The sequence below is a fragment of the Rhodococcus tukisamuensis NBRC 100609 genome, from assembly GCF_001894985.1.
Classification (GTDB): Bacteria; Actinomycetota; Actinomycetes; order Mycobacteriales; family Mycobacteriaceae; genus Rhodococcus_G; species Rhodococcus_G tukisamuensis.
In genome coordinates this window covers 275,671-298,713 of the sequence record NZ_BCXG01000002.1, presented here as the reverse complement: position 1 = coordinate 298,713, position 23,043 = coordinate 275,671, and the positions used below count along the sequence as shown (strand labels likewise).

Here is a 23,043-nt window from a genome sequence, read left to right as displayed (position 1 = left end):
GACCTCGCGGCGATCCTCGGGGTTACGGCATTCGCCGACGGCCCGTCACTGTCCGCCGACATAGCGACCAGAGAGTTCCGCCCCGATCCGCGCCAGCTCGGCGCGCACGGCCTGCGGTTCGAGCACCTCGACCGCCCCGCCCCAGCCGGCGAGGTTGCGGGCGATGTCCAGGGCGGTGGGCGCGGCGAGGCGCACCCGGGCACGGCCGTCGGGGGACTCGCCGTCGCCGTGGCAGTGGCGGCCGAAGTGGTCGTGCAGGATCGGCACGAAACGAGGTTCTGTCAGCACCGTCGCCCAGGTGGCCGAGCGTCGTTCCTCCATCGTCCCGGTGACCTCCTCCCATGCCGTGGCCAGCTCGAAGTCGTCGGGCCGGTCGGCGGGCTGATCGGTGGTCTCGGCCTCGGCGATCCGGTCCACCCGGAAGGTGCGCCGACCGTTGTCGGTCCCGGCGATCAGGTACCAGGTGTCGTCCTTGTCGACCAGACCCCATGGCTCGACGAGCCGTTCGCTGCGTTCCCGGGCGCCGCTGACGTAGACCAGGCGGACCCTGCGCCTGCGGACCACGGCGGACTGCAGTTGGTCCACCATCTCGGGTCGACGGCGATCCCGCTCGCCCCATCGGGTCGGGTCGATCATGGTGGCGCCTGCGGCGGCCTCGGCCTCGGCCCGAAACGTCTGGGGCAGAGCACGTACGAGCTTGCGCAGTGCTGCCTTGGCCTCGCCCGACACCGCCGCGGCGGGGCCGACGAGCAGGAACAGGGCCTGCGCCTCGTTGGACGACAGGCCGGACAGGTCCGTGCGGGCGCCGCCGACGAGCGCCCAGCCGCCACCGCGACCGGGCTGCGGGTACACCGGGATGCCGGCGGTGGACAGCGCCTCCAGGTCGCGGCGCGCGGTGGCCACGGACACCTCGAGCTCGTCGGCGAGCTCGGCGGCCGTCACCCGGCCGCGGGACTGCATCAGCAGGAGGGTGGCGACGAGTCGGTCTGCGCGCATGTTTTTCAGTTTCCCCGTAAAAGTGCTCAATTGGTGCGCACTTTGGTCGGAAAGATGGTTCCTGTCACCAATCGAACGAGGAAAGGAACCACCGATGTTGCGAGGACTCACCACCGTCAGCTTCTTCGCCGACGACGTCGCGGCCGCCAAGGACTGGTACACCGAGGTGCTCGGCATCGAGCCGTACTTCGCCCGCGAGATCGACGGGCACACCGCGTACGTCGAGTTCCGGATCGGCGACTACCAGCACGAGCTCGGCATCGTCGACGCCCGGTTCGCGCCGCATGCCCGCTCGGAGCAGGCCGCCGGCCAGGTGACCTACTGGCACGTGGACGACGTCGACGCGAGCTTCGAGCGGCTGCTGTCGCTCGGCGCCACCGTCCACGACAAGCCCGTCGAACGCGGGCCTGGGTTCGTCACCGCGTCGGTCGTCGACCCGTTCGGCAACATCCTCGGCGTGATGTACAACCAGCACTACCTCGACATCCTCGGCTCGAAGGAGGCGTGAGATGAGTGCAACCGACATGAGCGCAACCGGCGTGAGCACCTTCGTTGCGAGCAGCGCCGCCGCCTGGCGCGATTGGCTGGAGCGAAACGGCCAGTCCGAGAAGGAGATCTGGCTGATCATCCATCACAAGGACAGCGCCACCTCGAGCCTGCGCTACCACGAAGCGATCGAGCACGCCCTCTGCTACGGCTGGATCGACGGGCTGCACCGCAAGCGGGACGCGGACAGCTCCCAACTCCGGTTCACTCCGCGAACCCCGCGCAGCACGTGGAGCCGGGTCAATCGGGAGCGCGCGGCGAAGATGATCGAGCTGGACCTGATGACCGGGCGTGGCCAGGCCCTGGTCGACCTCGCCAAGGAGAAGGGGACCTGGCAGGTCGTGCCCGACGATGCTGTCGCCTCCCTGCCCGACGACCTGCGGGATCCGCTGCACCGAAACGAGCCCGCCCGCACAAATTTCGAGAAGTTCCCGCCGTCGTCGAAACGGTTGATTCTGGAATGGATTGCCGCGGCCAAGAAGCCGGAGACCCGGCAGCGCCGGATCGATCGGACGGTCGCCCTCGCAGAGATGAATCTCCGGGCCAATCACCCAGGGGCGTTCGCCGCACACCGTTCCGCGGTTCGCGACGGTGTGACACGCTGATGTGATGCGCTTCGTCGGTGCTCTCCTCGCTGCCACGATGCTGCTCGCCGGGTGCAGCAGTTCGACCGAGACGACCGGCAGCGAGCCGCAGCCGGACCTTGCCCGGACATTCGACATCGGCGGCGGCCGGCAGATGTACATGGAGTGCCGGGGCACCGGATCTCCGACGGTGGTGCTCGTGCCCGGCGCCGTCGCTGCGGCCGACACCTGGCACGAGGTGACCGATTCGTCCGGTGCCGCCGCGCCGAGCGATTCCGCCGTCTATCCCGAGGTTGGCACCTTCACCCGGGTCTGCTCGTACGACCGCCCCGGAACCGCGCGCGCGAATGACGAGTTCACGCCCTCCACGCCGGTGCCGCAGCCGACCACTCCGGAGGGCGATGCGGCCGACCTGCATGCGCTGCTGGCGGCCGCCGAGGTGTCCGGTCCGTACGTCCTCGCCGGGTGGTCGTTCGGGGGACCGATCGCCAGGATCTATGCGAGCACCTACCCCCACGACGTGTCGGGTCTTGTCCTCGTCGACGGCACCTCGGAGTTCCTCCAGAGCGAGCTGACTCCCGACGAGTTCGCGGTGTTCCTCCAGCTGAGTGCGCGAGACAACGAATCGCGGACCGCCCAGTGGAAGGACGTCGAACAGTTCGACCCCGTCACCACATTCGACCAGCTCCGCGCTGCCGCTCCGGTGCCGGCAATGCCGGTCGTGGTGCTCAGCGGTGACACGTTCGACGCCGAGGCCTTCCGCACCCGGCTTCCAGAGGATGCGCCGGCCGACTACCCGGAGGTGTTCTGGCGGGCGCAACTCGCGTCGCAGGACCGCCTTGCTGCCGTGTTTCCCGGTGCGCGCCACGTCACGAACACCCACAGCGGCCACAACATCCACAACGAGTCACCACAACTGGTGATCGACGCGATTCGCGACGTGGTCGAGCAGGCCCCGAGCCGCTAGGGGACCTGAAGGGTGCCGAGCCCCGGGTTGACCTGAATCTTGTACCCCCACATGCCGTAGGGAACGACCGTGTCGACGGCGGCGGTCGCGGCGACCGTGCCGCCGCCGGTCACCGCCGTCGCGGGGGCGTATCGGCACCAGTCCTCAGGTCCGGGATTCCGGGTGTAGTCCCGCGCCACGATCCGGAGCGTGGTGGTGCCGGCGGCGCCGGTGGTGAGGTTTCGCCAGTTCACCGTCATGTCGGAGCAGTAGGCCCAGGGCGCTGCCCGCTGCGCCGCGAAGATCACCTCGCCGGGTACACCCGGCGTTGCCGTCGGCGTCACAGTCGTCTGTGTCGGCAGGGTCCAGCACGGGAACATGCTGCCCACGCATCCCGCGAGGAACCGCACCGGGACCTGGAACGCCGTCGTCGGCGGCCGCGGTGGGTTCGCCGTCGCCGCGGCGGACGCGCAGAGCGGGAGGGCGAGAGCCGCCACGGATGCCGCGACCCGGGCGACGAACGATCGACGAATTACTGTGCGGCACATGGCGTTAGCCTCCGGGAGATGTCGGGGTCGCATGGGTCTTGTCACTGCTCACCCTCCGTCGGCACCCGAGCCGTCGTGATGTGGGTCAGCATGCACAGCCAGCGGCCGTCGCGTCGGACGAACACGTCCGACGTCCATTCGTCGGCGTCGAACCGTTGGCCGCCGTAGTGCGCGGTGTTGGTCACCCTCGCCGTGAACACCGCGGCTCCGCCGTAGATCCGGATCCTCGCCCCACCGGCCCGGTCCATGGCGGAATGGGTCAGCTCGCCCGATCTGACGTAGTCCAGGAATTGCGACTTCGGTGAGATCCCCGACTCGGAGACGATCACCCAGTCGTCCGCCATGAAGGCGGTAATCCGGTCGGCATCGTTGGAGACGATCGCCGCGTACCAGTTGTCGCAGACGGTGACCAGGTCCGCCCTGGCGCCGTCGATCAGGTCGTGATCCATGGAGTGCTCCGTTCCGCTGGGTCGAGCCACGCGGCTCAGTCGGGTACCACGGCGCCGCTGGTGGCGTCGACGTCCACGTCGTAGTCCCAGCCCTGGGCGTTGCGAATGTGCACGTGCCACACGGTCTTTCCATCCTCCTGTTCGAGATTCGACTGGGCGACGGTGCCGCCGGGGACGGTGGCGACGGCGGTCTGTTCGGCCTGCTCCTTGGTGACCGTCACCCCGGCGTTCGGCGTGGCCGGAGGCGACGAGCCCTCGTCGTTCCGGTCGTCGTCGTCCGGTACCACGGCGCCGCTGGCGGCGTCCACGTCCACGTCGTAGTCCCAGCCCTGGGCGTTGAGGACGTGGACGTGCCACACCGTCCTGCCGTCGTCCTGCTCGAGTTGGGACGAGACGAGCGTGCCACCGGGCACGGTGGCGACCGCGGTCTGTTCGGCCTGTTCCTTGGTGACCGTGGGCGCCGCCGCCGTGCCGGTGCCGGTGCCGGCGCCCGGGGGCATGGACATTGACGCCATGGCGGTGCTTGTCGAGGCCGGGGGAGCCTCGTTGTCATTCGAGCTGCATCCCGCCAGCAGCAGTGCCGAGGCCGCGGCAATGGGGATCAGGCGCGCGTACTGCACAGTTCTCGTGGTCATCAGGGCTCCTCTGTTCGGTCGGTTACTCGGCTAACGTCGAACGTCCTGGTCCGTCCCTGACGCGAGGTCCTCGCACTGCACCCGGACGAGCAGCTCGCCCTGGCGTCCGAGGTACTCCCGGCCACCCTCGTCGCCGGCGGCGCTGTCGCGCAACGGCCCCCAGTGCGGCCGGGCCGCGACGACGGGATGGCCGGGGCGGTCGCCGAAGAATGCTCGGGCGAGCCCGCTCGGCGCCCGAGCCGCGGCCCCGATCACCCGTGCCACGACGCGACCGCCTACGTCGGGCAGGTCGACCAGGTGCATGGCCAGGTACCGCGCGTCGGGAACCCCGGCGGCGGCGGCCAGTCCGGCCCGCAGCGACTCGCCCACCCCGTCGGCCCAGCGCACCGCGTACACGGCCTCGGCGCCCTCGGGCAGCGGCACATCGGCGGCGCCGAGCACCACCAGGACCCGTCCGCAGCCGCCGCCGCGAAGCGCGTCGACGGCAAGCTGAAGCCAGAGTCCCTGGTGTGCAAGAACTTTGGGTGACCCGTACCGCCTGCCCGCGCCCGCGGCGAGGAGCAGGCCCAGCACCTCGCTCACGGTGCGCCTCGGCCGTGGATCGGGCCGGTCAGCCCGCCGAGCCGGCGCCCGGAGCCGCCCCGGCGCAGTGCGATGATCTCGGCGAGGATGGAGACGGCGGTCTCCTCCGGGGTCTGGGCGCCCAGGTCGAGGCCGATCGGTGCGGCCAGGCGGGCAAGTTCGGCGTCGGTGACACCGGCCGCGCGGAGTCGGTCCACCCGGTCGAGATGGCTGCGGCGACTGCCCATCGCGCCCACGTAGCCGGCACCGGACCGCAGCGCGATCGTGAGAACCGGCACGTCGAACCTCGGGTCGTGGGTGAGGACGCAGATCGCCGTCGAGGGGTCGATCGTCGCCTGCCCGAGGTACTGGTGTGGCCACATGACCACCACCTCGTCGGCGTCCGGGAACCGCTGCCTGGTCGCGAACACCGGGCGGGCGTCGCACAGGGTCACCGAGTACCCGAGTGTCTTCGCGGCCCGGGTGAGCGCGTGTGCGAAGTCCATGGCGCCGAAGACCAGCATCCGCGGCGGCGGGGTGACCGACGAGATCAGCACGGCCAGGCCGTTTTCCGTGCACTCGCCGTTCTCGCCCAGGCGCACGGTGGTGGGGGTGCCGGCGTCGAGATGGGTCCTGGCCCGGACCACCACCGCGGCGTCCAGGAGCGGATCGCCGCAGGACCCGGCGTAGGAGTCGGCGGTGACGACCACCGTCCCGCCCAGGCGGGGGCCGCGGGAGACGACCGTCCCGAATACGACGGGGCGCCCTGCCGCGACCGCGTCGGCCGCCAGCGCGAGACCCGGGAGGGCACCGGGCCCGGCCGGTTGCACCAGCACCGCCATCGATCCGCCGCACATCAGGTCCGCCCCGCCGAACTCGTCGTCGCCGACGGCGTACCGGCGGACGACGGGCCGTCCGGTGTCCGTCACCTCGATGGCGGTGTGGAACAGGTCGCTCTCGACGCAGCCGACGGAGATGCTCCCGGCCACCACGCCGCCCCGCGAGACCGCCATGACGGTGCCGACCGGGCGGGGGGTCGACCCCTCCGCGCAGACGATTGTCGCGAGGGCGCAGTCGGTTTCGGCTGCCTGCCAGGCGGCGACCTGCTGCAGGACCTCGCGCGTCGTCACGGCAGCGTCCAGAACTGCCTGGTCACCAGGTAGAACACGACCACCCAGAACGTGGTGGCCGCCGCGACGATCGCGATCCCGTGGAGGTTCGTCCTCGCCTCCGGCACGTCCGGGGGCGGCCGCAGCCAGCGCCTCAGCAGTCGGTTCACGTAGTACGGCATCGTCACGAAGGTCATGGCGAAGCTGGACAACAGGTTTCCGACGAGCAGCCCGAGCCAGAGCGGCATCTTCAGCGGCGACAGCGCGAGGGTGAGCAGCACGACGGTGGGGTAGAGGCCCACCCAGACGGCGACGGACGTCTTGGTGTCCGACGGCGGCGGTGCCTCGTTTCCCTTCTCGTCGAACGCGAACCAGCTGCCGAAGGAGTTGTCGACGGTGCGGGAGGAGAACTCGTGGAACCGCTCGCCCTCGGCCAGGAGCTGGCGCCGCTTGTCGGAGGTGAGCCACGTGAAGAGGTTCGACGCGTTGTCGTAGCGGTAGAGCGCGGTCCACTCGTCCTGGATCCCCTCGATGGGGCGGAACAGTTCGCTGCCGCGAAAGCCCTCGAACTTGCACTCCGCCAGCCGCATCCGGTTCTGCCAGTCGAGGAAGGCGTCGATGTTGTCGGGCGCCACGCGGTGGGTCACGACGACCGTCACCAGTTGATCCGTCGGCCGGGATCCGCCGGTGATCACCTGCTGCGTCGCGGGGCCGTCGAGGTACTGCTGCCCCCGGTCGAGCCAGGCCTGGCGGGTGGCACTGTTGATCCAGGCCTGCACGTTGGCGACGGAGTCGAAGCGGTAGACCACCACCCAGTCGGGTTGCACGGTGGTGGGCGCGGCGATCTGGGCACCGAGGAAGCCGGCGTAGTGCGACGCGGCGACGTTGATCTCCTCCTGCCAGGCCTTGAACTCCGACTCGAAGCCGGGGCGCACCCGCTGCCCGATGATCACCGTTGCGGTGTCGCGGACGCGTTCCTCGGCCGTCATCGACACTCCTACGGTTGCGCCGGCGGGTGGTGGGCCGGCGCCCCGGCCAGTCGGCCGTAGATGCGTTCGGGGGTGAGCGGCAGCGCCCGGTAGCGCACCCCGGTCGCGTTCTCGAGGGCGTTCGCGAGCGCCGGCGCGACCGGGTTGATGCAGCACTCAGCCATGCCCTTTGCGCGCATCGGCCCGACGGAGTCCGCCGACTCGACCAGCAGCACCTCGGTGCGGGGCACGTCGGCGTAGGTGGGGATGCGGTAGTTGCGCAGGTTCGGGTTGACCATGTTGCCGCCGCCGTCGACGTGGAAGTTCTCCGTCAGCGCGAACCCGATGCCCTGCGCGACGCCGCCCTCGACCTGGCCCCGCACCTGCGCCGGGTTGATCACGACCCCGGCGTCGGTGGCGTGGACGCTGCGCAGGATCCGGATCTCGCCCGTAACCCGGTGCACGGCGATGCGGAATCCGTGCGTGTTGGACACTACGCTGCGCGGCGACCCGTACGCCTTGCGCGCCGCGGTGAACCGGATGCCGCGCCTGCGGCCCGCATCCACCAGTTCGGCCAGCGACAGGCGGGTGCCGCCGCAGACGACGCCGTCGTCGTCCATCGCGCAGGCGGCGACGTCGACGCCGGCCCGCGCGGCCGCGAACGCGAGGATCTTCTCGCGCAGGGCGTCCGACGCCCGCAGCACGGCGTTGCCGGACACGAACAGGCCCGCGCTGGCGAAGGCGCCGGTGTCGAAACCCGTTCGGTCGGTGTCGGACTGGACCAGACGCACCCGCGACGGAGTGGTCCCGAGTTGGTTCGCCGCGATCTGCACGTGTGCGGTGGAGGTGCCCTCGCCGAACTCGACGGTGCCGACGGCGAGCTCGTAGACGCCGTCGTCGTCGAGGGTGGCCCAGGCCTCGGAGATGTGCTCGGTCGGGGGAGCGGTCTCGTGCAGCGAGCTCGCGGCCCCGGTCCCGACGAGCCAGTCGTCGCCGCCCGGTGGTTCAAGGCCGCCGGCCCGTAGCGCCTCGTCGACGAGATCGATGCACTTGCCTAGCCCGTCCTCCGCGAACACGACGTCGTCGGGCTCGTCCTCGAACGCGACGAGCGAATCGCCGGGGCGCACGATGTTGCGGCGGCGCAGCTCGAGCGGGTCCATGCCGAGCGCGACGGCCAGCTCGTGCATCGCGGACTCCACCGCGAACGCGGGCTGGGTCATGCCGTACCCGCGCAGCGCGCCGCTGGGCACGGTGTTCGTGTAGACGGAGTACGCGTCGTACTTCTTGTTGGGGCAGCGGTAGATGGAGACCGCCGCCCCGCCCGCGAACAGCGTCTCGCCGCCGTGGTTGCCGTAGGCGCCGGTGTTGGAGACGTTGCGGACCTGCAGCGCCGTGAGGGTGCCGTCGGCCTTCGCGCCGAGCCGGACGGTCAGCGTCATCGGGTGCCGTGGCGAGGCCGTCGTGAACTCCTCCTCCCGGGTGAACTCGAGGCAGACCGGGCGTCCGGTGTCCAGCGCGGCGAGGGCCACCAGGTCCTCGGAGATCACCTCCTGCTTGCCGCCGAACCCGCCGCCCACCCGCTGGCAGAACACCCGCAGCTGGTCGGGGCGCAGGGCGAACAGGTGGGCCAGCTTGACCTTCGCGATCGACGGCGACTGGGAGCTGGTCCGCACGTGCAGGCGGCCGTGTTCCATCCATGCGATGGACCCGTGCGTCTCCAGGTGCGCGTGCTGCACGCGCGGGGAGAAGTAGGTGCCCTCGTGGATCACGTCGGCCTCGGCGAACCCGGCCTCGACGTCGCCGATGTGCCCGTGGAGTTCGAGCAGGACGTTGTGCACGGGATCGCGGACGAACGGGTCGTGCGAGCCGTGCAGCGTGGGCGCGCCGTCGGCCATCGCCTGCTCGGGGTCGAACACCGCGGGCAGCACGTCGTACTCGACGACCACCCGGCGGCAGCCCTCCTCCGCGGCCGCGACGGTGTCGGCCAGCACCGCGGCCACCCGCTGCCCGACGAAGCGCACGGTGTGGTCGAGGATGTAGGTGTCGTCCGGGTCGACGAGGTGGTCGGTGTGGATCGCGGTGGTGAAGCGCTTCCGCGGTACGTCCTCCCAGGTGTAGACGCGGTGCACGCCGGGCACCGCGAGCGCCGCGGACTTGTCGATCGAGACGATCCGGGCGTGCGCGTGCGGCGAGTGCAGCACCTTCAGGTGCAGCAGGCCCTCGACCTCGGTGTCCATGGTGAACTCGGCGCGGCCGGTCACCACGTCGGTGGCGGCCGGGGCGCCGACGCTGGTGCCGACGGCGCGGCCGGGCTCCGCGACCTCGATCGCGGCGACCCCGTGCACGGCGTCCTCGATCGACCGGTAGCCGGTGCAGCGGCAGAGGTTGCCCTTGAGTGCGCGCGGCAGGTCCGCCTTCTGCGCGTCGGTGAGGCTCGCGCAGGTCATGATCATGCCGGCGGTGCAGAAGCCGCACTGGAAGCCCGGGGCGTCGCGGAACTGCCGTTGCATCGGATGCAGATTCTCGGGAGTGCCCAGGCCCTCGATCGTTGTCACCGCGCGGCCGTCCGCGCGGAACGCGGGGGTGATGCAGCTGTGCACCGGATCGCCGTCGAGCCACACCGTGCAGGCCCCGCAATCGCCTGCGTCGCAACCCTTCTTTACGCCGTAGTGGCCGAGCGCGCGCAGGAAGGTGCGCAGGCACTGCCCAGGCTCGGGCTGCTCGTCGAAGGTCCGGTCGTTCACCGTGTACGTCACGGCCGGTCTCCCGCGGCGAGCTCCACCCGGATCTGCTCGGCGAAGTGCGTGGTCAGGTGGTGGCGGTGGTCGGGGGAGCCGTTCGGGTCGTCGAACCACACGTCGTCGGGCACCGCGTCGATGCGCCGCCGCAGCTCCGCGGCGTCGGGCATCGCCTCGAACGCCAGCCGCAGCGGCCGGGTGGTGCCGGCGGTGACGGTGAGCCGCAGGTCGTCAGCGCCGGTCGCCCGGGTGCCGACGAGGAACACCGTCGAACGGCCCAGCCGGGTCAGGGTGAAGCGGCGATGCGCGTGCCGTGTCCGCAGGGTCGCCGCCGGAATGTCGATGCGCCGCAGGATCTCGCCGGGCTCGAGGACGTTCCGGTGGTCGCCGGTGACGAAGTCGGCCGCGTCGACGGTGCGCTCGGTGCCGTCGGCCGCCCACAGCGTGTACGTGGCCTCGAGTGCCACCGTCAACGTGATCATCGGGCCGGCGGGCAGCGACAGACAGATGTTGCCGCCCACCGTCGCCGCGTTCCAGACCTTGAACGAGGACAGGAACGCCTCGCAGCTCGTGGCGAGCAGCGGGGCCGTGGGCCAGTCACATTGCGGGGCAAACGCATACAGCTCGCGGATGGTGCATGTCGCACCGATCTCGAGGCCGGCGTCGGTGATAGTCAGGGCGTCCCAGCCGAGGGTGGTGAGATCGACGAGCCGGCGGCAGTCGGGCTGCGGGACGGAGAACAGCCATGTCCCGCCGGCCAGCCAGGTGTCCCCGCCCCGCCACTGCGAGCCGGGGCGATCGAACGGTCGCCGGACGACTTCGGTGATGCTGTTCAGGTCCATCGGAGCGCTCCCGTCGAGGGCATGCGTCGTGTAACGGTATCCGAGCCTGTCCGTCCCGCGTCGCTGATTGAGGCGACGACGCCCGGGCGGATCGGCGCCTATGGCCGTCGGTTAACCCGCCGTGGGGGCGGGCAGATATGATGGGCGCGCTTTGTCCGCCTCCTTAGCTCAGTGGTAGAGCACTCGCCTTGTAAGCGAAAGGTCGTCGGTTCAATCCCGACAGGAGGCTCCACCGGAAACGGGCGTCTGCCAGTAGAAATGCTGGGGCGCCCGTTTTCGTCGTTTCCGGTGGCCACGCGGCGGTCGAACGCGGCCGGGAGCGGGACGCCGGGCGGTCGATTCTTGGCCTCGCACCGGCGGGGCGGCGGAGTTAGTCTGAGGCCCCGGCGGGCCGCAGAGAGGGCTGGACCGGCCGGGGCTGCGCCGCCCGTGCAGGAGGCGGGCGGTGCAGTCGGTGACGATAGCGTAAATCGCTTTGACCAGCCACTATACGGACGTCCAACTATCCGGGGGTACCCGGGCGGCGGGTTCGGTGGGCGCCGTCGCCGGTCGGTGGTCGACACTCTCCGAGTCTGCACATTTGCCGAGAATCGGCCGTCGGGCATTTCCCGGCCCCGGTCTGTTGCATTCGGCAGGCGGGAGGACGAGCGTGGACAGTGCTCCACTCTTGCGGAGCAACCCGTCGAGGTCGTTCCGCATCTGTCCCGACGGTATCTCTGGAGGAATCATGCTGGGACTCGTGATCGGACTCGGCGGAGCCGCGGTCGGCATCGGACTCGGGCTTGCCGGCGCGGCGGTTGGTGTTGGAATCGGACTGCTCGGTGCCGGCGTCGGAATCCTGCTCAGTGACGTGAAGGCCAAGCATCACATTCGCCCGCTCGAACCCTGACCGGGTACGTGGTGACCGATGCGGCGATCCTCCCCGATCGTGGTGAGGACGCCGACCGAGATTCGGGTGCCGCCCTCGCGCGGCACCCGCTGGCCTGGCTGCACTCGCACCTGACCCACAGGCGCGGGGTCACGGGTGCCCGGCCCGTCCCCGTCGGCGCAAACGAGGTCCTCGAGCGGTTGGCGACCCTGCCCGTCAGCGTGTGGACCTACCGCTTCGACCACGACTCGGTACGGCACCTGGGCCCGATGGCGCAGGACTTCGCCGGCACGTTCGGGCTGGGGTCGAGCGACCGCACCATCGCGGTGGTCGATGCGAACGGCGTCTGCATGGCCAGCATCCAGGCGCTGCACCGGCGGCTCGTCGCGGTCGAGGCCGAACTCGCCGAGTTGCGTGCAGCGATGCCGGCGCCAGCCGACCGGGAAGGTTGATGCGCGGAAAGCGAATTTGGGAGCTAGTCTTTGTCGGACAACGTCTTTCGACGAAGGAGCGAGATCCGAGGCCTGTGATGCCTGAGGCGACGGTCGACGCGCCCGACGGGCCGATCGATGCCGTGCTCGAGGTGCCCGCCGGGCGCCGGTCCGTGGCCTGGAGTGGTGGTGGCGCGCGACGCGCTGGGCTGAGTCGCGGCATCAGGGGTATCGCCCGCCGGATCGCCGACAACAGTTACCGAGGTTCCCCCAGGATGGTGGATACCAAGACTAGCGGGACATGTGAAGCGCTCTGCAGCAACCGGATTGAGCGAATCAGGTCAACGTCACGCGGATCTGACCGTCGAGATCGTCGCGCGTCACCGCGACTCTGGAGGGGGCTACGGTTCGCCGCGGATCACTTGGGGCCCGCGAGCGACCGGTGATCAAGGGCGAGCGCTCGAAGAAGGCTCGACTGGACCGTCGACGACCACATGCGCACCGAACTGGTCACCTGTTGGAAGCCGGCCTCGTCGCCGGATTGCCCGACTCCGACACGTCCCGACACTAGCTGCGAATTCACTCGATTGATTGCGTTTATCGCAATCAATCTCCTTCCGCAACGATTGCTTTGCGCAAATTCCGCAACCTCCTTGTAGTTTATCTCGAATAGCTAACGTTTGCTGGGGCGCGGGCCATCGCTGAGAAGGTTCTTTGATCGTTGCTTACCATTCGCTGGTATGACGACTTCTTCGAAAGCAAAGCAGCGCATTGTTTTTCGTGATGTTCGGGTGTTCGACGGTGTCTCCGAGAAGCTCGTTGCAGGGGACCTTCTCATCGACGGGGACCGGGTGGTGGGAGTCTCGCCGTCCCCGGTAGGCGACGAACCTGGTCGGGAGACACAGGTGATCGACGGCGGCGGCCGGGTGCTCATGCCGGGTATGAGTGATGCGCATGTCCACCTCGTGGGCAACGCGAATTCCGTTGTCGACATGGTCGCGGGCTCGGCGACTCACATTGCGATCAATGGTCTTGCCGAGGCCAAGAACATGCTGCTGCGCGGTTTCACCGCGGTTCGCGACATGGCCGGCGACACGAGCGGCATCAAGTCCGCCATCGATCGAGGGCTCTTTCCCGGACCCCGGATCTACCCGTCCCAGGCCGCCATCTCGCAGACGAGTGGACACGGCGATTTCGGATTCGTCTACGAGACCCCGACGACGCTGGGCGGTGAGGAATCACGGGCCGAGCAGATCGGATTCATGCGGGTCGCGAACGGCGAAGCACAGGTGCTGGCCTCGGTCCGGGAACAGCTGAAGAAGGGCGCCTCGCAGATCAAGGTGATGGTCGGCGGCGGCGCCGCGTCGATGTACGACCCGCTGTACACGGTGCAGTTCACGGACGCGGAGTTGCGCGCCGCGGTGGACGCGGCCACGGACTACGGCACCTACGTCGCCACGCACGTCTACAACGTCACCGGCATCCACCGTGCAGTCGAGGCCGGCGTCAAGTCCATCGAGCACGGACACCTGGCCGACCAGCCGACCATCGCCATGCTTGCCGAGCGGGAGGTGTGGCTGTCCATGCAGCCGTTCGCGCTCGGCGACCATCACTATCCCGACGCCGACCGCGCCGGCAAGGACCGCGAGATCTGCACCGGGACCGACAATGTCTACGAGTGGGCGAAGAAGCACGGGGTGAAGGTTGCGTGGGGCACCGATCTGCTTCTCGAACCGCAGCTGGCGCCTCGGCAGAGCGAGATGGCGGCGCGGCTCGGTGATCACTACAGCAATCTCGACGCGCTACGGATGCTGACCGGGGGGAATGCGGAGTTGTTCCGGCTGTCCGGGGAGCGCGACCCCTACCGCGACGCGCAGTTCGGCGTCATCGCGAAGGGGGCGTGGGCGGACGTGCTGCTCGTCGACGGCAACCCGCTCGAGGACCTGAACCTGCTGGCGGACCCGGGAAAGAACCTGTCGGTCGTCGTGAAGAACGGCGAGGTCGTCAAGAACACCCTCTGACCAGGCTCTGCCGAGTCATCGAGATCGAACACGAACAGCACTGTCGAACGCGCGCCGCCGCCTCGTCGCACGGCGTCAGATGAGAGGTGTGAGTTGGTCGAAATCATCACGGCGGAACCGGAGAAGTTCTGGGAGCCGATACCCGGATCGCTCGTATCGGCGAGGGCGATCGAGCTCGACGGTCCGTGGGGGCACGTGTTCGGCCCCCTCGACCTGGACATCGACGAGGGCGGGGTGACGGTGATCGCCGCTCAGGCCGGTGCAGCACGAACCGCGCTCCTCATGACCCTGTGCGGCAGGATGCGCCTGTCCGGCGGGTCGTTGACCGTCCTCGGCCACACGGACCGGCCCACCAAGGTGTTCGCGCACTCGGCTATCGCGTGCCTGAACGAACTCGACGACGTCAGTCCGTCCGTGACTGTCCGTGATCTCGTCACCGAACAACTACGGTGGGAATCACCCTGGTACAAAATGGTGTCCAGAGTGCGTGACGATGGCGTGGAACGCATGTGCGGAGAGGTCTTCGGCGACGTTCCGCTCCCCGCTCTCAACGCATTCGTCGACGATCTACCGGAACTCCAGCAACTGCTGCTCCGGATCGCGGTGGCCAACACCCGTCGCCCGCCGCTACTCGTCGTCGGGCGGCTGGACAAGGTCGCCGATGACGACGAACGGCTCACTCTGCTCAAACGCCTTGTCGCACTGGGGGAGCGGCAGTCGGTGATCACGGCCGACGTCAACCCGCTACCGTCGGACACGGGCGTGCGGGCGGTGGTCGACCTGCACGGAGTGCTCGGGGCGGGCGACGTCGGCATCATGACCGAGGGGCGGTGACGTCGTGCTTGCAGGAGTGTCTCTCGGCAGTGATTCGAAGCGGTACTTCCGCGGCACCATGCCGCGGATCGCGATCATCACGATCATTCTCATGCCGCTGCTCTACGGTGCGATGTACCTGTGGGCGTTCTGGAATCCGTTCGGGGCGGTCGACAAGATTCCCGCGGCGATCGTCAACAACGACACCGGGCGCACTGCCACCGGGGAGCAACTCGACGCCGGCGAACAGGTCGTCAAGTCGCTCATCGCATCCGGCCAGCTGGACCTGGCGGAGGTCTCCGAGGAGGAGGCGGCCAAGGGGCTCTCGGACGGGAAGTACTACTACACCATCACCCTGCCCGAGAACTTCAGTGCCGCAGTCGAATCGCCGAACGGCGACAACCCGGAGAAGGCGGAGTTGATCTTCACCTTCAACGACGCCAACAACTACCTGGCGACGATCATCGGGCAGGATGCGTCGGAGCAGGTCATCAACCAGGTGAACTCGACGATCGGTGCGCAGGGGGTCGGGCAGGTCCTGACCGGCCTGCAGAGTGCGGGCTCCGGCCTCGAGAAGGCCGCAGACGGTGCGGACCAGCTCGCCTCGGGGATCGACACCGCGAAGAGCGGAGCGGACCAGCTCAGCTCGGGCGCCAATGAGCTGGCGACGAACATGGTCACTGCGGAATCGGGATCGGCGCAACTGGCCAGTGGCGCGGCCCAGCTCGCGACCGCAATCGACGGGGCCACCACGCCGCTGATCAACGCCCTCGGTAGTGGCGCCGTCCCGAACATCGGCGGCCAGGTGTCCGAGCTCCGGCAGTCACTCGAGGCCCTCGGGAGCCGGCTGCCCGAGCCTGCGCAGCCCGCACCCGCCACTGCGGTCTCGCAGGCGCTCGACATCCTCAGGCAGAGCTCGGATCCCCTCGTGCAGCGGGCGGTCGCGGCACTGTCGCCGCTCACCACCGCGCAGGCTCGCACCGACACCGCGGAGTTGCAGGCGGAGATCAATCGGCTCAGCGGTGACGCCCGCGCTGTCGAGTACCAGCTCACCGACCCCAACAGCCCCCTGCAGTCCGGTCTGGCGCTGCTGCAGAACGGCGGGATCGCGTCGGACCTGCGCCAGTTGCGCAGCGGCGCCGACGAGCTCAGCAGCGGTGCCGCCACCCTCAGCTCGGGAATGGTCCAGCTGACCGACGGCAGCAACCAGCTCGCCGGCGGCGCCGGTCAGCTGGCGTCCGGGATGGTCGAACTGCAGTCCGGTTCGAAGGAACTCGCCACCGCGCTGGGGGAGGGGGCCGGGCAGGTTCCGAGCTGGACGGACGAGCAGAAGACGGCGACGGCGGAGACGCTGTCGACCCCGGTCAAGCTCCAGCAGGACTACACGAACATCGCGCCCACCTTCGGCACCGGATTCGCGCCGTTCTTCCTGTCCCTGGCCCTGTTCGTCGGCGGCATCATCACCTGGATGCTGTTGACCCCCCTGCAGTCCCGGCCGACGGTTGGTGGAGTCGGCTTGTACCGAACGGTGCTGGCCTCGTACTGGCCGGCGCTGCTCGTGGGAATCCTGCAAGTCATCGTCATGTACACCGTCGTCCACTTCGGAGTCGGGCTCGACGTCAAGCACGTGCTCGGCACGATCGCGTTCCTGATGCTCATCTCCGCCACCTACCTGGCGATGATCCAGGCGTTCAACGCGCTGTTCGGGACAGCGGTCGGTCGGGTGGTGACCCTCGCCTTCCTGATGCTCCAGCTCGTCTCTGCCGGCGGAATCTACCCGGTGCCGACCACCACCAAGCCGTTCCAGTACATCCACCCATTCGACCCGATGACGTACACGGTCAACGGGCTGCGACAGCTCACCGTCGGTGAACACGTCGACTCGCGGCTGTGGATCGCCATCGCGGTGCTGGTGGGCATCCTGCTGGTGAGCCTGACCGTCAGCGCCCTCTCCGTCCGCCGCAACCGCCGGTACACCATGGAGCGGCTTTACCCACCACTGGAGGTGTGACCAGGAGAAATCCCTGTCGATCGCCTACACCGAGCAGGTCTCTTACACCGAGTATTGGAGAGAAGATGTCTGATTCCTTTGCCGCTCCGGCCGAAACTCTCGCCCCCGCCTACACCGGACGGCTCGGCACCGATGCGATTCCGGCGCTGCGGATGCCGAAGTCCGAAACCGATCCGGAAGCCGCCTACCGGTTCATCCACGACGAGCTGATGCTCGACGGCAGCTCACGGTTGAACCTGGCCACCTTCGTGACCACCTGGATGGACCCACAGGCCGACCGGCTGATGGCCGAGACCTTCGACAAGAACATGATCGACAAGGACGAGTACCCGCAGACTGCCGAGATCGAAACCCGGTGCGTGAACATGGTTGCGGCGCTGTTCAATGCGGTGGATCTCGACGAGTCCGATCCGGCGTCCGCGACCGGGGTGTCCACCGTCGGTTCTTCAGAGGCGGTGATGCTGGCCGGACTCGCGCTGAAGTGGCGATGGCGTGCGGCGCGGGAGGCGTCGGGCAAGGACACGGCGCGCCCGAACCTCATCATGGGCAGCAACGTCCAGGTGGTGTGGGAGAAGTTCTGTCGGTACTTCGACGTCGAACCGAAGTACCTCCCGATGGAGAAGGGGCGTTACGTCATCACGCCGGAACAGGTTCGGGAGGCAGTGGACGAGAACACCATCGGGGTCGTCGCGATCCTCGGTACCACCTTCACCGGTGAGCTCGAACCGGTCGCCGAGATCGCCAAGGTGCTGGACGAGATCGCCGCGAAGGGCGGCCCCGACGTGCCGCTGCACGTCGACGCGGCCAGCGGGGGCTTCGTGGTCCCCTTCCTGCATCCGGAACTGAAGTGGGACTTCCGCATTCCCCGTGTGGTGTCGATCAATGTCAGTGGCCACAAGTACGGCATGACGTATCCGGGCATCGGCTTCGTGGTGTGGCGATCGAAGGAACACCTGCCCGAGGATCTGGTCTTCCGGGTCAACTACCTCGGTGGTGACATGCCGACCTTCACGCTGAACTTCTCGCGGCCGGGCAACCAGGTGGTCGGGCAGTACTACAACTTCATCAGGCTGGGTGTCGCGGGGTACACCCAGATCATGGAGTCGCTGCGCGACACCGCCCTGATGATCTCGTCGGAACTGTCCGCCATGGACGACATGCACGTCATCACCGATGGCACCGCGATTCCCGTGCTGTCGTTCGAGGTCGTCGGTGATCCCGGGTTCACGGTGTTCGACATCTCGCACGAACTGCGAGCTCGCGGCTTCCAGGTGCCGGCCTACACCATGCCGGCCGACGCGGAGGACGTCGCGGTCCTGCGAATCGTGTTGCGGGAAGGGTTCAGTCGGGACATGGCATACAAGCTGGTGTTGGCGATGAAGGACGTGGTGGCACGGCTGAAGGCGGGTGCCGAGCACGCCGCCAAGGGGTTCGCGCACTGAGTTGAGCAGGGGAGGGTCGGCCGCCGCCGGCCCTCCCCGTGCGTTACGGGCCACCCGGCCGAGCTCCGGGTGCCGCGCCGGCGTTCGGACAGCATGCCCCGCGACACCATGCGGGCGACACAAGGGGAGTGGATATCGATGCACACTGTTCGCGACGTCACATTCGACCTGCTTCGCACGCTCGGGCTGACCACGGTGTTCGGAAACCCGGCTCGACCGAGGAGACCTTCCTGAAGGAGCTCCCGAGCGACTTCAGGTACATCTTGGCACTGCAGGAGGCTTCGGCGGTCGCCATCGCCGACGGCTACGCACAGGCCACCCGCTCGCCTGCGTTGGTCAACGTGCACACCTCCGCGGGCATCTCGAACACGATGAGCAACATCATGACCGCGGCGATGAACCACACCCCGCTCATCGTGACCGCGGGAAACCAGACACGCGACATGCTCCTGATGGAGCCGTGGCTGACCAACGTCGAGCCCGAAATGCTGACGAAGCCGTGGGCCAAGTGGAGCTATCAGCCCGTCCGGGCCGCGGACGTACCCGCGGCATTCATGCGCGCCTACGCGATCGCCGTGCAGCCACCGGCCGGGCCGGTCTTCCTCTCGATCCCGCTGGACGATTGGGAGCAACCTGCGGCGAGCACGCCCGTGCTTCGCTCGGTGGCGACGCAGATCGGGCCGGACCCCGAACGAATCGCCGACTTCGCCCGTCGCTTGTCCGGCGCGAAGAACCCGGTGCTCATCTACGGATCCTCGATCGCCCGCGGGGATGGCTGGGCACAGGCGGTGACCCTGGCGGAAAAACTCGGCGCACCCGTCTGGGCGGCGCCGTCCTCGGAGCGGCCGCCGTTCCCCGAGAACCACCCCCAGTACCGGGGTGGGCTGCCGTTCGCCATCGGCCCACTTGCGGATCGACTGGCGGGCCACGACGTCGGCATCGTCATCGGCGCGCCGGTGTTCCGCTACTACCCGTACGTCGCCGGGGAGTACCTGCCAGAGGGGATGGCGCTCCTCCATGTCACCGACGATCCGGCCGAGGCGGGGAAGGCCCCGGTCGGGGACAGTCTGCTGTGCGACGCGGTTCTTGCGCTCGAGGGTTTGATCGAGCGAGTCGTCGACCGCGCGCCGAGCAAGCCAGCCGAGGTGAATCCGCATCGCATGGCCCCTCATCCGGCACCGCTGGTCGGTGACCCGGGTGAGGTCATGACCGCACTCGAGCTGTTCGAGACCATCCGGTCGGTGGTGCCCGACGCCACGGTGCTGATGGAGGAATCGCCTTCGAACATCGCCGAGTTGCACACGGCGTGGCCGATCGAGGAGCCCGACTCCTTCTACACCGCGGCGAGCGGAAGCCTCGGCTGGACCCTGCCGGCCAGCGTGGGTGTCGCTCTGGCAGAACGCGATTCCGGCCGAAACCGCCCGGTGGTGGTGATGATCGGCGACGGATCGTTCCACTACGCGATCCAGGCGCTGGGGACCGCCGCGGCCCATCGACTCCCCATTCTCTACGTGGTTCCACGGAACGGGGAGTACGCGATTCTCAAGGCGTTTGCAGAGCTGGAAGACACGCCGGGCGTGCCGGGACTCGACCTCCCGTCCCTGGATTTCGTGGCACTCGGTGAGGGGTACGGATGCGCCGCCGAACGTGCGGAGACGGTGACCGAGGTCCAGGTTGCGGTGAAGGCCGCACTCGACCGCTCCGGCCCCACCGTGTTGGAGGTGCCGATCCTGCCGACCGTCCCGCCCCTGCTGTAGCCCGATTCCCATACCGTTCGGACTTCTGGTTCCGAACGCTCGATGACGAATGTCGTTTCTCTCGAACGCAACTCGAAATGCGACGGAAGGTGGAGCTATGTGTACAAGGGTGATGTGGCCGGACGCTGCCGGGGCCGTGCTGGTTGGGCGCAACATGGATTATCACCGAGACACCGGGACGAACCTGTGGTCGCTTCCCCGAGGGATCGAGCGTAACGACGGCGTCGGTGGTTCTCTCGCTTGGACCGCCGAGTACGGCAGTGTCGTGGCCGGTGCGTTCGACATGATGTCGGCGGACGGCATGAACGAGGTGGGCCTGGCGGGCCACATCCTGTGGCTCGCGGAATCCGACTACGGAACCCATGACAAGGCCCGGCCGGGCCTGAGCATGGCCATCTGGCTGCAGTACTTCCTGGACAACTTCCGTACGGTCGCCGAGGCGGCCGCGTGGATCGCGGAGTCCGAGGTTCAGGTCGTGCCACTCGGCGATCCGGCGACCGGCGAGGTGCCGGCGGTGCACCTCGCACTGGACGACGCGAACGGGGACTCTGCGATCATCGAGTACCTCGACGGCAAGGCCACCGTCTGGCACGACCGCGACTATCGCGTGATGACCAATTCCCCGACCTACGACAAGCAGATCGAATTGCTGAAGGAGGTCGACGGGTTCGGCGGCACCAAGCCCCTGCCCGGGACCACACTCGCGGCCGACCGGTTCGCTCGCGCCGCGTACTACGTGGGCCGGTTGCCGGAGCCCAAGACGAAGGTCGAGGCGGTCGCGGGAATGTTCAGTGTCATCCGCAATGCCGCTCAGCCCTTCCGCATCCCTGATCCCGACAAGCCGTATGCGTCGCAGACGATTTGGCAGACGGTCGCCGACCTGACCAACAAGCGGTACGTCTTCGACTCGACGACACGGCCCAACGTCGTGTGGGTTGACCTCGACAAGCTGGACTTCGGTGTGGGGGCACCGGCGGGCAAGCTCGACCTGATGGGCGACACGGCGCTCGAGGGTGGGCTCGCTGGCAACGTCACAGGCCGCTTCGAGGAAACGGCCCCGATGCAGTTCCTGACTCTGCCGTCCTGACCTTCAGGCTCGAACCCACCGCATGATCCCCGAGGGGTGCACATATGGATATCGCTGATCAGCAGCCTTCCGTTCGTGTGACAACTGAGAGCGCAGACGAGGCGCTCCTCAGAGCGAGCTGGTTGCCTTTGATGCTCGTGTGCTTCACCGGCCTCGTCTCGGTGTTCAACGCCTCGGTGCTGCCGATGGCAATCAGTGGGGTGGTCGAGGGCCTGGATACCACCATCTCGAACGTGCAGTTGGCCATCGTTGCGTACGGGGTGTTCGTTGCCGCCTTCACTGTCACGGGCGGCAAGATCAGCGGAGTCCTGGGCGCCAAGAACACCCAGTTGCTCGGCTTGACCGTGTACGCCGCCGGCATGCTGATCTGCGTCCTGGCCCGGGATGTCTCGGCGCTGATCGCCGGCGAGGCGGTTGCGGGACTCGGCGGCGCTCTTCTCGTTCCCAACGCGCTGGCGATTCTCGGTCAGGCCTATTCCGGTGCGCAGCGCACCGTTGCGGTGTCGATCCTGGCGGGCACGACCGGAATCGGTGCTGCGCTCGCGCTGTTGGTCGGTGGATTCCTCGTGCAGACCTGGGGCTGGCGGGCGCCCTTCGCCCTCCTACTCGTCATCATTGTCGGAACGCTCGTCATCGCTTCCCGAGTGGTTCTACCCCGGACTGCCTTCCGTGGCTCCATCGACAAGACGAGTATCGCGCTGTCGGCCGTCGGTGTGCTCCTGTTGGTCGCGGCGATCAATCAGATCGGTGCGTGGGGACTTCTTCTCGCCGCCGAGTCGGCGCCGGCGAATGTGCTCGGCATGTCACCCGTTCTGGCATTGCTGGTTCTCGGAGCGCTGGTGCTGCATGTGTTCGCCGCGCGGCAGCATTCGCTGGTCGACAGCGGACGGACGGCTCTGCTCGACCCCCAGGTGTTCGGGTCGGGGCTCAATCGTGCCTGCCTGAGTGGTCTGGTCGCGGTGAACCTGCTGATGGCGGGAGTGAGCTATCTGCTGCCGTTGTACACCCAGATGGTGTTGGGTAAGAGCCCCATGGGATCGGCGATGATGCTGGTGCCGATCTCCCTCGCCGCGCTCGTCTCGGCGGCTGTCACACCGGTTCTGATGCGATTGTTCGCGTGCCGCCCGTTGTTGACCGCCGCTCATGTGCTCGCTGCTGCGTCCGTGATGCTGCTGGCGTTGACCATTTCGAATCAGTGGTCGGGCGGGTGGACCGGGGTCAGCGAGGTGTGTCTGGGTCTGGGAATCGGTGTGGGATTGAGTGCGGGCAGCGCATTGCTCATGGAGACCAACCCGCCGTCGCTCTCCGGTGAGATCGGCAGCGCTCGGGGAATGGCGAACTTCCTCGGGCTGTGTACCGGAACCGCAGTCGCGGGAGCGGTGTTGATGTCCGTGCTCACTCAGTCCGCGTCGAGCCGGATCGCCGACGACCCGGACCTGCGGTCCGACAGCAGAATCGAAGTGACCACCAGTTCGGTCAGCTTCGTCGAGAACGACGATCTCCGCGGCCGACTCGCCGGACTGGACCTGACGTCGGAGCAACTCGACCGCGCGGTCACGATCAACATCGAATCCCGACTGGTCGCGCTGCGCGCGAGCCTCTTCGTGCTCGGGCTGGCGGTACTCCTGCCGATCGTGACGTTCCGGCACCTGCCGTCTCGCCGGGAACCGGACGCGTGATTTGTCCCGGGT

General features: G+C 68.2%; 21 protein-coding genes and 1 tRNA gene. 13 read left to right on the top strand and 9 right to left on the bottom strand.

The genetic code is table 11. The features are described 5' to 3' along the window. Positions 1-45: 45 nt before the first annotated feature. The gene (locus RT2_RS03465; RefSeq protein WP_072843114.1) at positions 46-996 is read right to left on the bottom strand and encodes a helix-turn-helix transcriptional regulator; all 951 of its coding nucleotides are present in this window, start codon (positions 994-996) and stop codon (positions 46-48) included. A 94-nt stretch (positions 997-1,090) separates the two neighbouring features. Here RT2_RS03465 and RT2_RS03460 point away from each other — a divergent pair, with 94 nt between their 5' ends. Genes RT2_RS03460 through RT2_RS03450 form a run of 3 tightly spaced genes read left to right on the top strand, consistent with a single transcriptional unit; the run spans position 1,091 to position 3,093 of the window. Next, positions 1,091-1,504, top strand: a complete 414-nt coding sequence (locus RT2_RS03460; RefSeq protein WP_072843113.1) for a VOC family protein — start codon at positions 1,091-1,093, stop codon at positions 1,502-1,504. A 1-nt stretch (position 1,505) separates the two neighbouring features. Next, a complete protein-coding gene (locus tag RT2_RS03455) occupies positions 1,506-2,147 on the top strand; it encodes a YdeI/OmpD-associated family protein (protein ID WP_245709115.1) in 642 nt (213 codons plus the stop codon). 4 nt (positions 2,148-2,151) lie between these two features. After that, on the top strand, positions 2,152-3,093 hold the full coding sequence (locus RT2_RS03450) for an alpha/beta fold hydrolase (protein ID WP_072843238.1): 942 nt from the start codon (positions 2,152-2,154) through the stop codon (positions 3,091-3,093). Here RT2_RS03450 and RT2_RS03445 read toward each other — a convergent pair. The 8 genes from RT2_RS03445 to RT2_RS03410 are packed head-to-tail and all read right to left on the bottom strand — an operon-like array spanning position 3,090 to position 10,922. Further along, complete coding sequence (locus RT2_RS03445) at positions 3,090-3,620, bottom strand: hypothetical protein (RefSeq protein WP_072843112.1); 531 nt, start codon at positions 3,618-3,620, stop codon at positions 3,090-3,092. The genes RT2_RS03450 and RT2_RS03445 overlap by 4 nt on opposite strands. Before the next feature lie 41 nt (positions 3,621-3,661). Continuing rightward, positions 3,662-4,069, bottom strand: a complete 408-nt coding sequence (locus RT2_RS03440; protein WP_072843111.1) for a nuclear transport factor 2 family protein — start codon at positions 4,067-4,069, stop codon at positions 3,662-3,664. A gap of 35 nt (positions 4,070-4,104) precedes the next feature. Beyond that, positions 4,105-4,704 (bottom strand): PepSY domain-containing protein, encoded by a 600-nt coding sequence (locus tag RT2_RS03435; RefSeq protein ID WP_072843110.1) that lies wholly within the window; start codon positions 4,702-4,704, stop codon positions 4,105-4,107. A 30-nt stretch (positions 4,705-4,734) separates the two neighbouring features. After that, positions 4,735-5,286 (bottom strand): nucleotidyltransferase family protein, encoded by a 552-nt coding sequence (locus tag RT2_RS03430; RefSeq protein ID WP_072843109.1) that lies wholly within the window; start codon positions 5,284-5,286, stop codon positions 4,735-4,737. Next, complete coding sequence (locus RT2_RS03425) at positions 5,283-6,395, bottom strand: XdhC family protein (RefSeq protein ID WP_072843108.1); 1,113 nt, start codon at positions 6,393-6,395, stop codon at positions 5,283-5,285. The genes RT2_RS03430 and RT2_RS03425 overlap by 4 nt, the downstream gene beginning before the upstream one ends. After that, complete coding sequence (locus RT2_RS03420) at positions 6,392-7,363, bottom strand: antibiotic biosynthesis monooxygenase (RefSeq protein WP_072843237.1); 972 nt, start codon at positions 7,361-7,363, stop codon at positions 6,392-6,394. The genes RT2_RS03425 and RT2_RS03420 overlap by 4 nt, the downstream gene beginning before the upstream one ends. Before the next feature lie 8 nt (positions 7,364-7,371). Next, positions 7,372-10,098, bottom strand: coding sequence for a molybdopterin-dependent oxidoreductase (locus RT2_RS03415; protein WP_072843107.1), 2,727 nt, complete (start codon positions 10,096-10,098; stop codon positions 7,372-7,374). Beyond that, positions 10,095-10,922, bottom strand: a complete 828-nt coding sequence (locus RT2_RS03410; protein WP_072843106.1) for an FAD binding domain-containing protein — start codon at positions 10,920-10,922, stop codon at positions 10,095-10,097. The genes RT2_RS03415 and RT2_RS03410 overlap by 4 nt, the downstream gene beginning before the upstream one ends. A gap of 157 nt (positions 10,923-11,079) precedes the next feature. Between RT2_RS03410 and RT2_RS03405 the strand changes: the two genes are divergently transcribed. The 10 genes from RT2_RS03405 (at position 11,080) to RT2_RS03365 (ending at position 23,031) form a co-directional block, all read left to right on the top strand. Beyond that, a tRNA-Thr gene (locus tag RT2_RS03405) sits at positions 11,080-11,154 on the top strand. Between the two features lie 495 nt (positions 11,155-11,649). Then, entirely contained in the window at positions 11,650-11,811 is a 162-nt protein-coding gene (locus RT2_RS25730) for a hypothetical protein (protein ID WP_169888124.1), read from the top strand. Between the two features lie 8 nt (positions 11,812-11,819). Next, the gene (locus RT2_RS03400) at positions 11,820-12,242 is read left to right on the top strand and encodes a tail fiber domain-containing protein (protein ID WP_245709116.1); all 423 of its coding nucleotides are present in this window, start codon (positions 11,820-11,822) and stop codon (positions 12,240-12,242) included. Positions 12,243-12,961: 719 nt separating this feature from the next. Beyond that, positions 12,962-14,242, top strand: coding sequence for a metal-dependent hydrolase family protein (locus RT2_RS03395; RefSeq protein ID WP_072843105.1), 1,281 nt, complete (start codon positions 12,962-12,964; stop codon positions 14,240-14,242). Between the two features lie 234 nt (positions 14,243-14,476). Beyond that, on the top strand, positions 14,477-15,076 hold the full coding sequence (locus tag RT2_RS03390; protein ID WP_371851134.1) for a hypothetical protein: 600 nt from the start codon (positions 14,477-14,479) through the stop codon (positions 15,074-15,076). 4 nt (positions 15,077-15,080) lie between these two features. Then, on the top strand, positions 15,081-17,066 hold the full coding sequence (locus RT2_RS03385) for a YhgE/Pip domain-containing protein (protein ID WP_072843104.1): 1,986 nt from the start codon (positions 15,081-15,083) through the stop codon (positions 17,064-17,066). A 65-nt stretch (positions 17,067-17,131) separates the two neighbouring features. Continuing rightward, positions 17,132-18,508 (top strand): glutamate decarboxylase, encoded by a 1,377-nt coding sequence (gene gad / locus RT2_RS03380; protein ID WP_072843103.1) that lies wholly within the window; start codon positions 17,132-17,134, stop codon positions 18,506-18,508. Between the two features lie 263 nt (positions 18,509-18,771). Next, the gene (mdlC, locus tag RT2_RS03375; RefSeq protein WP_342742029.1) at positions 18,772-20,265 is read left to right on the top strand and encodes a benzoylformate decarboxylase; all 1,494 of its coding nucleotides are present in this window, start codon (positions 18,772-18,774) and stop codon (positions 20,263-20,265) included. Positions 20,266-20,362: 97 nt separating this feature from the next. After that, complete coding sequence (locus RT2_RS03370; protein ID WP_072843102.1) at positions 20,363-21,352, top strand: linear amide C-N hydrolase; 990 nt, start codon at positions 20,363-20,365, stop codon at positions 21,350-21,352. Between the two features lie 44 nt (positions 21,353-21,396). Then, positions 21,397-23,031: an MFS transporter gene (locus RT2_RS03365; protein WP_083577037.1), complete on the top strand. Its 1,635-nt coding sequence runs from the start codon at positions 21,397-21,399 to the stop codon at positions 23,029-23,031. Positions 23,032-23,043 lie beyond the last annotated feature (12 nt).